The sequence below is a fragment of the Streptomyces longispororuber genome (assembly GCF_014656095.1).
Lineage (GTDB): Bacteria > Actinomycetota > Actinomycetes > Streptomycetales > Streptomycetaceae > Streptomyces > Streptomyces longispororuber.
This window is the reverse complement of sequence record NZ_BNBT01000037.1, coordinates 16,237-30,279: the sequence shown is the minus strand read 5'-3', so window position 1 is coordinate 30,279 and position 14,043 is coordinate 16,237. Positions and strand designations below refer to the sequence as shown.

The window sequence follows — 14,043 nt, the reverse complement described above, 5'->3', positions numbered from 1 at the left end:
TCCCTGCATCCGCCCAGCGCAGGCGAGCGCGCGGCCCTGCATCCACCCAGCTCAGGCAAATGCGCGACCCAGCACCCGCCCGACGCAGGCGCATGCGCCGCCGTGCACCCCCGTGCAAGAGCTGTGCACTCAGCGGCGGCTACGGGCCCGCGCCCCCGCATAGCGTGCCGCCTGTCCTGCCATGAACAGGGCCGCGCCGCACAGGCGTTCCGCATCCCCTCCCAGACGAACGGGCCGAACATGACCGACCAGACCCCCGCTGTCCCCGTCCTCGAACCCGCCGCCGCGGCGTTCGCCCAGGCCACCGCCGAGCCGCCGTACCTCTTCCAGATCCCGCCCGCCGAGGGCCGCAAGGCGGTCGACGAGGTGCAGGGCGGCCCGGTCGACAAGCTGCCCGTGGACGAGGAGTGGGTCACGGTCACCGGCGGCCCGACCGGGTCCGTGCGGGCCCGGATCGTCAGGCCCGAGGGGGCCGCGGGGCCGCTGCCGGTGATCGTCTACATCCACGGCGCGGGCTGGGTCTTCGGCAACGCCCACACCCACGACCGGCTCGTGCGCGAACTGGCCGTCGGCGCCGGGGCCGCGGTCGTCTTCCCCGAGTACGACCTGTCGCCCGAGCACCGCTACCCGGTCGCCCTGGAGCAGAGCTGGACCGTCGCCCGCTGGGTCGTCACCGACGGCGCCGCGAAGGGGCTCGACACCGCCAGGATCGCGGTGGCGGGCGACTCGGTCGGCGGCAACATGAGCGCGGCGCTCACCCTGCTCGCCAAGGAGCGCGGCGGCCTCCCGCTGCGCCAGCAGGTGCTGTTCTACCCGGTCACGGACGCCTCCTTCGACACCGCCTCGTACCACCAGTTCGCCGAGGGGTACTTCCTGCGCCGCGACGGCATGCAGTGGTTCTGGGACCAGTACACGACCGACGAGGCGGAGCGCGCGCGGATCACCGCGTCGCCGCTGCGCGCCACGCCCGAGCAGCTCACCGGCCTGCCGCCCGCCCTCGTGATCACCGCGGAGGCCGACGTGCTGCGCGACGAGGGCGAGGCGTACGCGAACAAGCTGCGCCAGGCCGGGGTGGCGGTCGCCGCCGTCCGCTACCAGGGGGTCATCCACGACTTCGTGATGCTCGACGCGCTGCGCGGCACGAACGCCGCGCAGTCGGCCATCGAACTGGCCACGACCACGCTGCGCCGGGCCTTCGCCCGGGCCTGAGACGCGGCCGCCCCTCCCCGGGACCGCGCCGTCCCGCACACGGACGGCGCCGCTCCCCTTCCGCTCGGGGCGGACACCGCTCCCGGTGCCGCCACAGAGACGAGCCACACCCCGCTGGAGCCACACCCATGACCGCGAGCGGACCCTCCCCCGCCGCGCCGCCCGAGGGGCGGCACTTCGAACCGGACCTGCGCCGGATGACCCGCATCAACCTGCGGCCGATCGCCTCGCCGATGCCGCTCGGCTTCTACGCCGTGGCCATCGCCTCGGTCCTCGTCGGCTGCCTCCAGCTCGGCGCCTTCCCGGACGGCGCCGCCCGGGCGGTCGCACTGGCCGTCCTGCCCGCCTTCGTCCTGCAACTCCTGGTCGGCATCCTGGCGTTCGGCGCCCGTGACGTGCTCGCGGCCACCCTGATGACCTGCTTCTCCGGCATGTGGCTGGCCAGTTCGCTCGTCCTCGTCGTGGAGCCGCCCGGCGGCGCCCGCGTGCTCGGCGTACTGAACCTGATGTTCTCCCTGTTCGCCCTGCTCATGGCGAGCGTCGCCGGGCGCAAGCGGGCCCTGTGGCTCGTGCTGTGCACGGCGGTGCCCCGGTTCGCGGTGGCCGCGCTGGCCAACCTCACCGGCGTGCACTGGGTGGTCATCCTCTCCGGCGCGCTGGGGCTGCTGCTCGCCCTGACCGCGATGTACACGGCCTTCGCGCTGATGCTGGAGGACATGCGCGGCCAAGAAGTGCTGCCCATCGGGCGCAGCGGCCCCGCGCACCACGCGGTCGAGGGCGGCCTGACCGTGCAGTTGCGCGACGTCGAGCGCCAGGCCGGCGTGCGCCGCACGCTGTGACCGGCGAGCCCCCCGGCCCCGTAACGGACCCTTGCCCACCCCTCACGAAAGCGACGGCACCCTCATGACCACCATGCCGGTCGGCGGCCTCACGCCGCCCGCCGCTCCACCGCCGGACGGCCCGGCGGACCTCGTCCTGCGCAACGCGAAGATCCACACCGGTGATCCGGCCCGGCCCGCCGCCTCCGCGCTCGCGGTCCGCGACGGTGACGTCGTCGCGGTCGGCGACGACGGCGACGTGGCCGCGCTCCTCGGTCCCGGCACCCGCGTCCTGGACGCCCTCGGGCGCCGCGTCGTCCCCGGGCTCAACGACTCCCACCTGCACGTCATCCGGGGCGGGCTCAACTACGTCCTGGAGCTGCGCTGGGACGGCGTACGCTCGCTGCGCCAGGCCCTGGCGATGCTGCGGGAGCAGGCGGGGCGCACCCCCAAGGGGCAGTGGATCCGCGTCGTCGGCGGCTGGAGCGCCGACCAGTTCGCCGAGCGCCGGCTGCCGACGCCCGCCGAGCTGACCGAGGCGGCGCCCGACACCCCCGTGTTCGTGCTCCACCTCTACCAGTCCGCGATCCTCAACCGGGCCGCCGTCCGCGCGGCCGGCTTCACCCGGGACACGCCCGACCCGCGCGGCGGCCAGATCGTCCGCGACCGCGAGGGGCACCCCAACGGCGTGCTGCTGGCCGCGCCGAGCGCGCTCATCCTGTACTCGACGCTGGCCAAGGCGCCGACGCTCGACGACGCCGGCAAGAAGACCTCGACCCGGCACTTCCTGCGCGAGCTCAACCGGTTCGGCCTCACCTCCGCCGTGGACGCGGCGGGCGGCTTCCAGAACTTCCCCGACAACTACGCCACGGTCGTGGAGCTGGCGCGCGCCGGACAGCTCAGCCTGCGCATCGCCTACCACCTGTTCCCGCAGACCGCGGGCCAGGAACTCGCCGACCTGCGCCGGTGGATCGACACCGTGCGGCCCGAGGACGGCGACGCCTGGCTGCGCCTCAACGGGGCCGGTGAGAACCTCACCTGGGCGGCGGCCGACTTCGAGAACTTCTCCGAGCCGCGGCCCGAACTCGGGCCGTACGAGGCGGAGTTCGAGCAGGCTGTGCGGCTGCTCATGGAGAACGGCTGGGGCTTTCGGCTGCACGCGACGTACGACGAGACGATCCGCCGCGACCTCGCCGTCTTCGAGAAGCTCGCCGCCGACGGACTCTTCCCCGCCGGGAACCGCTGGCTGTTCGACCACGCCGAGACCGTCTCACCGGCGAGCCTGGAGCGGATCGCCGCCCTCGGCGGCAGCCTGAGCGTGCAGAACCGAATGTCCTTCCAGGGCGCGGCGTTCACCGAGCGCTACGGTGCCGACGTCGCCGCCCGCACCCCTCCGCTGCGCGAGATGCTCACCTCGGGCATCCCGGTGGCCGCGGGCACGGACGCCACCCGCGTGTCGTCGTACAACCCGTGGGTGGCCCTGCACTGGCTGGTGACCGGGCGCACGGTCGGCGGCCTTGGCCTGTACCCGGCCCAGCGGCGGGTGCCGCGCGAGACGGCACTGGAGATGTACACGCGCGGCGGGGCCCGCATCACCGGCGAGGAGGACGTCAAGGGCGTCCTCAAGGAAGGCTGTTACGCCGACTTCGCCGTCCTGTCGCACGACTACTTCACCGTGCCCGACGACGACATCGCGCACATCGAGTCCCTGCTCACCGTCGTGGGCGGCCGCGTGGTGTACGCCGCGGGCGAGTACGAGGGCGTCGACGAGGCGATCGAGCCCGTCAGCCCGTCCTGGAGCCCCGTGGCGCGCTTCGGCGGCTACCAGGCCTCCCCGCCGCCGTCGGCGACCGGCGCGCGCCAGGCCGACCGGGTCGCCGAGGCCGTCGCCGCGTCCGAGCAGCACCGGCAGTGGCGCGTCGACCGCGGCTTCACGCCCGGCCGGGGCGGTCCCGAGGTCTTCGACCCCTGCTACGTGCTCTGACCCGCGCCCGCCCCACCCCTGAAGACCCTCTTCTCCCATCCCTCACCCCTCTTCTCCCATCCCTCATCCCTTATCCCTCGTCCCTCGTCCCTCGTCCCTCATCCCTCATCCCTCATCCCTCATCCCTCATCACGATCACTCATCACCATCACGATTACGAACACGAGGAACTGACCATGACCGAGTTCTCCCTGGACGCCGTCTCCGCCGCCCCGAGCCCGGATCTGCTGACGCCCGACAACGCGATGATGCTGTTCGTCGACCACCAGCCGCAGATGTTCTTCGGCGCGGCCAGCGCCGACCGGGCCGGGGTCATCAACGCCACCGTCGGCCTGGCCAAGGCCGCCCGGGTCTTCGACGTGCCGGTGGTGCTGTCCACCGTCGCGGCCGAGTCGTTCTCCGGCCCGATCCTGCCGCAGTTGCGCGAGGTCTTCCCCGACCACGAGGTCGTCGACCGCACCTCGATGAACGCCTGGGAGGACACCGCCCTGGTGGAGGCCGTGAAGGCGACCGGGCGCCGCAAGATCGTCCTGTCCGGCCTGTGGACCGAGGTGTGCCTCGTGCTGCCCGCGCTGTCCGCCCTCAGCCAGGGCTACGAGGTGTACGTGGTCGCCGACGCCTCCGCCGGGGTCACCCCCGCCGCCCACGAGCACGCCATGCAGCGCATGGCGGCCGCGGGCGCGGTGCCCGTGACCTGGCTCCAGGTGCTCCTCGAGCTCCAGCGCGACTGGGCCCGCACCGAGACGTACGTGGCCACCACCGACGTCGTCAAGGAGCACGGCGGCGCCTACGGCCTCGGCGTCTTCTACGCCCAGTCCATGATCAACCCGCACGCGGCCGGCTGACGGACCGCTCGACCATGGACTTCGGACTGCTCGTCCTGCGTCTCCTGACGGGGCTGCTCATCGCCGGTCACGGCGTACAGAAGATCAGCTTCCGCCTCGGGGGCGAGGGACTCGCGGGCGGGGCCGAGGAGTTCCGGCACGACGGCTTCCGCGGCGGGCGGCTCACCGCCCTCGCCGCGGGGGCCGGCCAGATCGGCTCCGGCCTGCTGCTCGCCGGCGGCGCGCTCACCCCGCTGGCCGCGGCCGGGGCGGTCGGCGTGATGACGGTCGCGCTGACCGTCAAGTGGCCGCACGGCCTGTGGGTGCAGAAGGACGGCTACGAGTACCCGCTCTTCCTCGTCGTCGTCGCCTCCGCGCTCGCCCTGACCGGCCCCGGCCGCTACTCCGCCGACCAGGTGCTCGGCCTGCTGCCGTGGCCCGCCTGGGCGGCGGGCGCCGCGGTGGCCGTCGGCGTGGGCAGCGGACTCGCGGTGCGCGTCCTGCTGCACCGGCCCGCCCCCTCCACTCCCTCTTCCACCACTGACCTCAGGAGTACCGCATGACCCCCACATCGGCCGGCACGACGGCACCCGCCGCGGCCCAGCCGCTGCTGCACCAGAAGGGCCGGGAGGTGCAGCGCTTCGGCACCGTCAAGCAGGTGCCGCTCGGCCTGTCCCACGACACCCGGATGTACGCCTGCCAGGTGCTCAACCAGATCCTGGCGGACACGCAGATGCTGTACGCCCTGTACAAGAAGCACCACTGGCTCATGCGGGGCGCCACGTTCCACCAGTTGCACCTGCTGCTCGACCAGCACGCCGAGGCCCAGCTCGCCCTGGTCGACGCGCTGGCCGAGCGCGTGCAGAGCCTCGGCGGCGTGGCGGTGGGCGACCCGCGGCACGCCGCGGAGATCACCTCCGTGCCCCGGCCGCCGGACGGCACCGAGGAGGTGCCCGCGATGCTGTCCCGGCTCCTCGATGCGCACGAGACCATCCTGGTCGAGGCGCGTACGGCCGCGCGGCGCCTCGCGGACCTCGGTGACGACGGCAGCAGCGACCTCGTCGTCTCCGAGGTGGTCCGCGGCGGCGAGGCCCAGGCCTGGTTCCTCGCGGAGCACCTGGTGGACACCCCGCTGACGCGCCTGTCCCCCGGCCCGGAGGCCGTCGCGTAGCACCCCGCTCAGCCGCCCGCCGCCGTGCCACGGCGGCGGGTGGCGGTCCCGTGCCCGCCCCCGCACGTGCCCTCGCGGGCCGGGGCGCGGGCGCGCACACCCCGGAGGTCCGCCCGTCCCGTCCGCCGCGCCGCGGCCGGCCGGACGCCGCCACCTCCCCGACCGGGCCGCCTCACGGCCCCCATGTCCGCACCTCCGCCCCTGCGGGGGCCTCAGGGAAGGCATCACCATGTCATCGACCACTCCGGACGCCGCGCGCGCCCGTGACCTCGCGCAGGTGGAGCGGGCCAACGCCTCCGGCCGCGTCCCGGTCGTCTTCGTCCACGGCCTGTGGCTGCTGCCGACGAGCTGGGACCGCTGGGCCGCCGTCTTCGAGGAGGCCGGTTACACCGCCGTCACCCCGGGCTGGCCGGACGACCCGGAGACGGTCGAGGAGGCCAGGGAGCACCCCGAGGTCTTCGCCGGGAAGAGCGTCGGCCAGGTCGCCGACCACTTCTGCGGCCTCGTCCGGTCGCTGGACCGCGCGCCGGTCGTCGTCGGCCACTCCTTCGGCGGCCTGGTCGCGCAGATCATCGCGGGCCGTGAGCTGTCCCGGGCCTCGGTGGCCATCGACCCGGCCCCGTTCCGGGGCGTGCTGCCGCTGCCCCTGTCGTCCCTGCGGGCCGCGCGCCCGGTCCTGGGCAACCCGGCGAACTACCACCGCGCGGTCCCGCTGACGTACGCGCAGTTCCGCTACTCCTTCGCCAACGCCGTCGGCGAGGAGGAGGCCCGCGCGCTGTACGCGGCCCACGCCGTGCCCGCGCCCGGCGAGCCGCTGTTCCAGGCCGCCGTCGCCAACCTCAACCCGTGGACCGAGGTCAAGGTGGACACCGAGGCGGCCGGGCGGGGGCCGCTGCTGGTCGTGTCGGGCGAGAGGGACCACACCGTGCCCTTCGCCCTCGCGCACGCCGCGTACAAGAGGCAGCTCCGCAACCGGCACGCCGTCACCGAGTTCGCGGAGATCCCCGGCCGGGGGCACTCGCTGACGATCGACCACGGCTGGCGTGAGGTGGCCGACACCGCCCTGGCCTTCGTACGCCGCTTCGCGGACCCCTCCTGACCCGGTCCCGCGGCCGGTGCGCCCGCCTGGTCGGCGTCAGGGGCGGCGCTCCCCGCGCGTCCAGGCCAGGAGGTCCTCGACGGTCCAGGTGGTGACGACGCGCTCCGCCGGTACGCCGCACTCCTCGGCGCGGGCGCAGCCGATGTCCTGCCAGGAGAGCTGGCCGGGCGCGTGGGCGTCGGTGTCGACGGCGAACAGGACACCGGCCTCGACCGCCCGGCGCAGCAGCCGCCGGGGCGGGTCCTTCCGCTCGGGCCTGCTGTTGATCTCCACGGCGGTGCCGGACTCGGCGCAGGCGGCGAAGACCGCGTCGGCGTCGAAGGTGGACTCGGGGCGGCCCCGGCCGGTGACCAGGCGGCCGGTGCAGTGGCCGAGGACGTCGGCGTGCGGGTTGCGGACGGCCTTGATCATGCGGCGGGTCATGGCGCGGGCGTCCATGCGCAGCTTGGAGTGGACGGAGACGACCACGACGTCGAGTTGCGCGAGGAGTTCGGGCTCCTGGTCCAGGCCGCCGTCCTCCAGGATGTCGCACTCGATGCCGGTGAGCAGCCGGAACGGCGCCCAGGTCTCGTTGAGTCCGGCCACCACGCGCAGTTGTTCGCGCAGCCGCTCGGGCGACAGGCCGCGCGCGATGGTGAGGCGGGGCGAGTGGTCGGTGAGGACCGCCCACTCGTGGCCGATGTCGGCGGCGGCCCGGCCCATCTCCTCGATGGGGCTGCCGCCGTCGGACCAGTCGGAGTGCAGGTGGCAGTCGCCGCGCAGCAGGGCGCGCAGCTCCTCGCCCCCGGACACCAGCGGCTTCCCGTCCTCCTCCTCCAGGTGGGCGAGGTAGCCGGGCACGCCGCCGTCGAGGGCCTCGCGCACGACCTGGCCCGTCTTGGGGCCGATGCCCTTGAGGGTCTCCAGGGTGCCCGCCCGGACGCGCTCGGCCAGCTCGTCCGCGGGCAGCGCGGCGACGGCGGCGGCCGCGGTGCGGAAGGCGCGCACCCGGTAGGTGGGGGCCCGGCCGCGCTCCAGCAGGAAGGCGATGCGGTTCAGCGCCTCGACCGGCTCCATGGGTGCCACCTGCCGTTCCCGGGGGCGTTCACGCGCCGTGCCACACGGTGGTGGCGTTGCAGAACTCCTTGATGCCGTGGCCCGACAGCTCGCGGCCGTAGCCGGAGCGCTTGACGCCGCCGAAGGGGAAGGCGGGGTGCGAGGCGGTCATGCCGTTGAAGTAGACGCCGCCCGCCTGGAGGTCGCGTACGCAGCGCTCCTGCTCGGCCGTGTCGCGCGTCCAGACGTTGGAACTCAGGCCGAACGAGGTGTCGTTGGCGAGGGCGAGGGCCTCGTCGAGGTCCGCGGCGCGGTACACCGTGGCCACCGGGCCGAAGGTCTCCTCGCGGTGGATGCGCATCTCGCGCGTGATGCCCGTCAGGACGGTCGGCTCGTAGTAGAAGCCCCGCTCCAGGCCCTTGGGCCGCTGTCCGCCGCAGACGGCGGTGGCTCCCTTGCGTACGGCGTCGTCGACGAGCTCCTCCAGGTCGGCGCGGCCCTGCTCGCTGGAGAGCGGGCCGACGTCGGTGGCCTCGTCCGTCGGGTCGCCGACGGTCAGCTCCCGCATGCCCGCGGCGAAGCGCTCCAGGAAGGCGTCGTACACCTCGCCGTGCACGATGAACCGCTTGGCGGCGATGCAGGACTGCCCGGCGTTCTGCGTCCTGGCGGTGACGGCGGTGCGCGCGGCCGCGTCCACGTCGGCCGACGGCATCACCACGAAGGGGTCGCTGCCGCCCAGTTCGAGGACGGTCTTCTTGATCTCGTCGCCGGCGATCGCGGCGACGGAGCGGCCCGCGCCCTCGCTGCCGGTGAGCGTGGCGGCGGCGACCCGCTCGTCGCGCAGGATGTCCTCGATGGCGCCGGAGCCGACGAGCAGGGTCTGGAAGCAGCCCTCGTCGTAGCCCGCGCGGCGGAACAGGTCCTGCAGGTACAGGGCGGTCTGCGGCACGTTCGAGGCGTGCTTGAGCAGGCCGACGTTGCCCGCCATCAGGGCGGGCGCGGCGAACCGCACCACCTGCCAGAGCGGGAAGTTCCACGGCATCACGGCGAGGACCACGCCGAGGGGGCGGTGGCGGACGTAGGCGCGGGCCGCGCCGGAGTCCCGTACGTCGTCCTGTCCCGGGTGCTCGTCGGCGAGCAGGGCCTCGGCGTGCTCGGCGTACCAGCGCATGGTCTTGGCGCACTTGGCGGCCTCGGCCCGGGCGGCCGTGACGGGCTTGCCCATCTCCGTGGTGATGGTGCGGGCGACCGCTTCGGTGTCCTCGTCGAGGAGGTCGGCCGCGCGGCGCAGCAGGGCCGCGCGCTCGTCGAAGCCGGTGGTGCGGTAGCGGTCGAAGGCCTCGGTGGCGCGGTGCAGCCGCGCCTCGACCTCGTCGGCGCCGAGCGGCTCGAAGGTCCGCTCGGTCTCGCCGGTCGCCGGGTTCACCGTCGCGATGGGCATGCGTCCGCCTCCTTGTGCACCTCTTCCGACCTTGGCGCGTCACGCGCGGCGGCGCAACGCAGGACCTGCCGCGTACCCGGCCCCGGCGCGGTCATGCCCGGCCCGGGGGCACCGCCCTGACCTGGGGCGGGGCCGGGGCGGCGGGCGGCTCGGCGGGGGTCGGCCGCGGGGTGTCTGGGTAGGGTGGACGGGAGGGCGGGTACGAGGACCGCCCGCGACCGTACGAGCACGAACCCAGACGACAGGAGCTGACGTGAGCCAGCCGGCGGCCATCGCCCAGCAGCAGGAGATAGCCAGGGAACTCCAGGTGGCGGAGGTCTTCGACGCCGAGCGGGAGATCGAGCGCCGGGTGGCCTTCCTCACCGAGCGGCTGACCACCACCGGTCTGCGCTCCCTGGTGCTCGGCATCAGCGGCGGCGTCGACTCCACGACGGCGGGCCGGCTGTGCCAGCTCGCCGTGGAGCGGGCGCGGGCCGCCGGGCACGAGGCGCGGTTCCACGCGATGCGGCTGCCGTACGGGGTGCAGGCCGACGAGCACGACGCGCAACTCGCGCTCTCCTTCATCCGGCCCGACGACGTGCTGACGGTGGACGTCAAGCCCGCGAGCGACGCCGCCCTGGAGGCCGCGCTGGCCGGCGGTGTGACCTTCCGCGACGCCCGCCACCAGGACTTCGTGCAGGGCAACATCAAGGCCCGGCAGCGCATGATCGCCCAGTACGCGGTGGCCGGCGCGTACGACGGCCTGGTCGTGGGCACCGACCACGCCGCCGAGGCGGTCTCCGGCTTCTTCACCAAGTTCGGCGACGGCGCCGCTGACCTGGTGCCGCTGACCGGTCTGACCAAGCGCCGGGTGCGTGCCGTGGCGGACGCCCTGGGCGCGCCCGCCGAGCTGGTGTGGAAGGTGCCGACGGCGGACCTGGAGACCCTCGACCCGGGCAAGACTGACGAGGACGCGCTGGGCGTCACCTACGACGAGATCGACGACTTCCTGGAGGGCAAGCCGGTCGACGAGGACGTCTTCGAGACGATCGTCCGCCGCTACCGCCTCACCGACCACAAGCGCCGGCTGCCGATCGGGCCGTGAGGCGGTGACCGCAGTGAGGCGGTGACCGCAGTGAGGCCGTGACCGCCGTGAGGCCGTGACCGCCGTGAGGCGGTGACCGCCGTGACCGCCGCGAGGCCGCAGTCGCCGTGAGGCCCGGCCGTCGCGCCGCCGCGTCGGTGGCGCTCTCCCCGGCCGGGCCGCGCGTCTCAGACGGGTCCGGCCGGGGTGTGGCGCAGGTAGGCGAGGACGGCGCTGACCCGGCGGTGGAGCTGTGGTATCTCGGCGAGGCCGAGCTTGGCGAAGGTGGAGTTGACGTGCTTCTCGACCGTCGACTCGGACAGGTTCAAACACGCGGCGATGGCGCGGTTGGTCTTGCCCTCGGCCATCTGCCGCAGCACGTCCAGTTCCCTGCGGGTGAGGTGGGACAGCGGCGCGTCGGCGGCGCGCGCGTGGCTGCCGATGAGCACCTCCACGATGCGCGGGTCGACGACGGAGCGCCCGGCGGTCACCTCGTGCAGGGCGCGGAGCAGTTCGTCGACCTCCCCGATGCGCTCCTTGAGCAGGTAGGCGAGGCCGTTGGTGCCGCACCGGAACAGGTCGAAGGCGTAGTTCTCGTTGGCGTGCTGGGACAGGACGACGACCCCGATGCCGGGGTGGGCGGCGCGGATGGCGTGGGCGGCGGTGATGCCCTCGGTGTGGTGGCCGGGCGGCATGCGGATGTCGGCGATCACGACGTCCGGCAGCAGGCGCCCGACGGCGTCAAGCAGCTCGGTGGCCGTGCCGACGGCGGCGAGGACGCGTACCTCGCCGGTGTCCTCCAGGAGCCTGCGGGTGCCTTCGCGCACCAGGTAGTGGTCCTCGGCGATGACGAGGCGCAGCGGGGCGGTGCCGGGGGGTTCAGGCACGGGTCTCCTCCCTGGCGCGCTCGGGGAGCCGGGCGCGGATGACGGTGCCGTGGCCTGCGCGGCTGGTGATGGTGAGCTCGCCGCCGACGGCCTCGGTGCGGTCGCGCATGCCGGTGAGGCCGGAGCCGTGGGTGGTGGCCGTGGGGAAGCCCTTGCCGTCGTCGGCGACCTCCACCTGGAGGCGGCCGTCGGCGTGGGTCATGCGGACGGTGACGTGGCCGGCGCCCGCGTGCTTGAGCACGTTGGTCAGGGCCTCGGAGACCAGGTAGAAGGCGGACTCCTCGATGTCGAGGGCGAAGCGCTCGTCGGTCAGCGGCTCCGCGCTGTGGACGGTGACGGGGATGGGCATGCGGCGGGCGCAGGAGGTCACGGCGGCGACGAGTCCCTGGTCGGTGAGGATCGGCGGGTGGATGCCGTGGGCGAGCTCCCGCAGATCGTCGATGACGTGGTAGGCGTCGTCCTGCACCTCGGTGAGGGCGGCGTCGATGTCGCCGCCGCGGTGCAGCCGGTTGCGGGCGAGGGCGAGCTTGGCGACGAGGGCGACGAGTTCCTGCTGGATGCCGTCGTGCAGACGGCGTTCGATGCGGCGGCGCTCGGTGTCCTGCGCGTGCACGATACGGGCGCGGGAGGCGGCGAGTTCGACGGCCTGGCGCTGGGTCTCGCGGGCGTGCGCGGACAGTTCGGCGGCGAGGCGGACGTTGTGCACGGCCAGGGCCGCGGACCGGGCGAGGGTCTGCCCGATGTCGTCGTCCTCCGGGGTGCGCCGGCCCGCGGCCTTGGGACCGTACTCGATGACGCCGAGGGCGTCGTCCCCGTAGAGGAGCGGGTACTGCGCCGAGGGCCGTTCGCCGGGCGGCGGGCGGCCCGCCTCGGCGGTGGACACGGGCAGTCCGGCGCCGCCGAGCCGGACGCGCACCCACCGCAGGTTGAGGCCGTCGCGCAGGCCGGTGGCCAGCCGCGGGGCGAGCCGGTCGAGGTCGTAGGCGTGCTCCAGGGCGGCGCTGAACTGCACGAGGAGCCCGAATCTGCTCAGGCGGCGGCCGAACGCCCGTCGCTCCGCCAGGGTGTTGAGGCGTGCGCGCACCGGCTGGAACAGGGCGGCGGCGACGACGGCGACCAGCAGGGACAGGCCGACGGGGAAGTACAGGCCGGCGGTGAGCCCGAGGGCCAGGGCCATGCCGACGTACCAACTGTTGATGATGAGCCACAGGGAGCCGTAGACGGCGGAGCGGCGCAGGACGATGTCGACGCCGAGGAGCCGGTGGCAGAAGGCGGCGTAGAGGAGCGTGACGGAGATCGACACGTAGGGCAGGGCTCCGAGGAGGGCGCCGACGAAGTAGAGGGCGCCGTGTTCGCCGTGCCAGGCGCGGAAGAGGCGGGCGGAGCCGCGGGCCAGGAACACGGCGGCGCCGAGGGCGGCGAACGGCAGCAGCGCGGTGATGTCGGGCCGGTCCGCGGCCCGGGCGCGCAGACAGCGCACGACGAGGAGGGCGGCGCCGACGCCGGGCAGCCAGGCCTCGGAGTGGTAGGCGACGACGTAGTAGACGGTGAGGTCCGACATGCCGACGCAGGGCAGCAGGACCGGCAGCGCGAGCAGGCCCCACAGGGCGTTCAGGACGCGGCGCTCGTGGCGGAACAGGACGTGGCCGTCCGGCAGCAGGGCGAGCAGCCGTACGACGAGGATGCTCACGGTCAGGTTGCACACCCGGCTGATCATCAGGAGGACCTGGTCCAGCGGTACGAGGACGCCGGCGGGCTGGGGACGCAGGTCCCAGCCCAGCTCCTGGCTCAGCAGCGTGGTGGTGTGGCGGACGGCGGCGGCGACGGACAGCCAGACGCCGAGGAGCAGCAGCCTGCGGGCGACGGGGCTGTTCGGGGCGTGCCACCAGATGAAGAGGCCCGCGAAGAAGCACGGCACGACGGATCCGAGTATCCACGGCGAGACGTAGCGGTTCTCCAACTGCGTCGTCCCGATCAGCGTTGCCCACAGCAAGCACGCTCCGCCACCCGCGGCGACGAGGTGCATCCCCCCGCTTCTCCCAGCCACGGCCGCATTATCGAGGGCCGCCGCGACGGGCGTCCAGAGAAGTAATCCTCCGCCGCGACTGGCGGAAAACCTCCAGTGGGTTCGGGGGCTGACCGGGTGCCGCGGCGGGGCCCGGACGCAGAACACTCTGAGGGCGATCGGCGGCGGGCCTGTCCGAAGGCCGGAGGGGTTCCGCGAGCCGGGGGGAACGGGGGACGGTCATGTGTCGTTGCGCACCGGCGCTGCTCGGCCGGGTGACGGGGGACGGAGCGCGGCCGTACGGGGGCGGCCACGCCTCGGTACCGGCCTCATGGGGAGCGGCGCGCGGCGGTGTTCGCCGGATCCGCCGCACGGGTGCGCGCCGCGGGCCTGAGCCGTTCCTCCCCGTGTCCTTCCGCGGGCCTCCGCCCGCGGCCCGCCGCCGGTCTCCAGCGCTCCCGTCCGCGTTCCGCGCGGACTCACGACGGCTGCCCGACCCGTGGTCGG

Annotated in this window: 12 protein-coding genes; 8 read left to right on the top strand and 4 right to left on the bottom strand. The window is 74.1% G+C overall.

The genetic code is table 11. The features are described from left to right. Positions 1 to 240 precede the first annotated feature (240 nt). The 7 genes from IE330_RS14725 (at position 241) to IE330_RS14695 (ending at position 7,105) form a co-directional block, all read left to right on the top strand. Entirely contained in the window at positions 241 to 1,209 is a 969-nt protein-coding gene (locus tag IE330_RS14725; RefSeq protein ID WP_190136440.1) for an alpha/beta hydrolase, read from the top strand. 128 nt (positions 1,210 to 1,337) lie between these two features. Next, entirely contained in the window at positions 1,338 to 2,048 is a 711-nt protein-coding gene (locus tag IE330_RS14720) for a GPR1/FUN34/YaaH family transporter (protein ID WP_190136439.1), read from the top strand. A gap of 64 nt (positions 2,049 to 2,112) precedes the next feature. After that, entirely contained in the window at positions 2,113 to 4,011 is a 1,899-nt protein-coding gene (locus IE330_RS14715) for an amidohydrolase (protein WP_190136438.1), read from the top strand. Positions 4,012 to 4,187: 176 nt separating this feature from the next. Further along, the gene (locus tag IE330_RS14710) at positions 4,188 to 4,856 is read left to right on the top strand and encodes a hydrolase (protein WP_190136437.1); all 669 of its coding nucleotides are present in this window, start codon (positions 4,188 to 4,190) and stop codon (positions 4,854 to 4,856) included. A gap of 14 nt (positions 4,857 to 4,870) precedes the next feature. Beyond that, the gene (locus tag IE330_RS14705) at positions 4,871 to 5,398 is read left to right on the top strand and encodes a DoxX family protein (protein WP_190136436.1); all 528 of its coding nucleotides are present in this window, start codon (positions 4,871 to 4,873) and stop codon (positions 5,396 to 5,398) included. After that, positions 5,395 to 6,006, top strand: coding sequence for a Dps family protein (locus tag IE330_RS14700; protein ID WP_190136435.1), 612 nt, complete (start codon positions 5,395 to 5,397; stop codon positions 6,004 to 6,006). Before IE330_RS14705 ends, IE330_RS14700 begins: the two co-directional genes overlap by 4 nt. 229 nt (positions 6,007 to 6,235) lie before the next feature. Then, positions 6,236 to 7,105 carry an alpha/beta hydrolase gene (locus tag IE330_RS14695; RefSeq protein WP_190136434.1) on the top strand — a complete coding sequence of 290 codons (870 nt, stop codon included), beginning with the start codon at positions 6,236 to 6,238 and terminating at the stop codon, positions 7,103 to 7,105. A gap of 36 nt (positions 7,106 to 7,141) precedes the next feature. On the opposite strand, the gene IE330_RS14690 is transcribed toward IE330_RS14695, so the two are convergent. Together IE330_RS14690 and IE330_RS14685 are read right to left on the bottom strand one after the other, a co-directional pair. Then, positions 7,142 to 8,161, bottom strand: coding sequence for a PHP domain-containing protein (locus IE330_RS14690; RefSeq protein WP_190136433.1), 1,020 nt, complete (start codon positions 8,159 to 8,161; stop codon positions 7,142 to 7,144). A 28-nt stretch (positions 8,162 to 8,189) separates the two neighbouring features. Then, a complete protein-coding gene (locus IE330_RS14685; RefSeq protein WP_190136432.1) occupies positions 8,190 to 9,581 on the bottom strand; it encodes an NADP-dependent succinic semialdehyde dehydrogenase in 1,392 nt (463 codons plus the stop codon). Positions 9,582 to 9,834: 253 nt separating this feature from the next. Here IE330_RS14685 and nadE point away from each other — a divergent pair, with 253 nt between their 5' ends. Beyond that, positions 9,835 to 10,665, top strand: a complete 831-nt coding sequence (nadE, locus tag IE330_RS14680; protein ID WP_308439009.1) for an NAD(+) synthase — start codon at positions 9,835 to 9,837, stop codon at positions 10,663 to 10,665. A 167-nt stretch (positions 10,666 to 10,832) separates the two neighbouring features. Here the strand turns inward: nadE and IE330_RS14675 are convergent, their stop codons facing one another. Together IE330_RS14675 and IE330_RS14670 are read right to left on the bottom strand one after the other, a co-directional pair. Continuing rightward, entirely contained in the window at positions 10,833 to 11,531 is a 699-nt protein-coding gene (locus IE330_RS14675) for a LuxR C-terminal-related transcriptional regulator (protein ID WP_190136431.1), read from the bottom strand. Then, the gene (locus IE330_RS14670) at positions 11,524 to 13,524 is read right to left on the bottom strand and encodes a sensor histidine kinase (RefSeq protein ID WP_190136430.1); all 2,001 of its coding nucleotides are present in this window, start codon (positions 13,522 to 13,524) and stop codon (positions 11,524 to 11,526) included. Before IE330_RS14670 ends, IE330_RS14675 begins: the two co-directional genes overlap by 8 nt. Positions 13,525 to 14,043: the final 519 nt, after the last annotated feature.

Bases quoted from the DNA above. Each gene is read 5' to 3' on its own strand.
- IE330_RS14725 (WP_190136440.1), top strand. From the start codon at position 241: ATGACCGACCAGACCCCCGCTGTCCCCGTCCTCGAACCCGCCGCCGCG.
- IE330_RS14720 (WP_190136439.1), top strand. From the start codon at position 1,338: ATGACCGCGAGCGGACCCTCCCCCGCCGCGCCGCCCGAGGGGCGGCAC.
- IE330_RS14715 (WP_190136438.1), top strand. From the start codon at position 2,113: ATGACCACCATGCCGGTCGGCGGCCTCACGCCGCCCGCCGCTCCACCG.
- IE330_RS14710 (WP_190136437.1), top strand. From the start codon at position 4,188: ATGACCGAGTTCTCCCTGGACGCCGTCTCCGCCGCCCCGAGCCCGGAT.
- IE330_RS14705 (WP_190136436.1), top strand. From the start codon at position 4,871: ATGGACTTCGGACTGCTCGTCCTGCGTCTCCTGACGGGGCTGCTCATC.
- IE330_RS14700 (WP_190136435.1), top strand. From the start codon at position 5,395: ATGACCCCCACATCGGCCGGCACGACGGCACCCGCCGCGGCCCAGCCG.
- IE330_RS14695 (WP_190136434.1), top strand. From the start codon at position 6,236: ATGTCATCGACCACTCCGGACGCCGCGCGCGCCCGTGACCTCGCGCAG.
- IE330_RS14690 (WP_190136433.1), bottom strand. From the start codon at position 8,161: ATGGAGCCGGTCGAGGCGCTGAACCGCATCGCCTTCCTGCTGGAGCGC.
- IE330_RS14685 (WP_190136432.1), bottom strand. From the start codon at position 9,581: ATGCCCATCGCGACGGTGAACCCGGCGACCGGCGAGACCGAGCGGACC.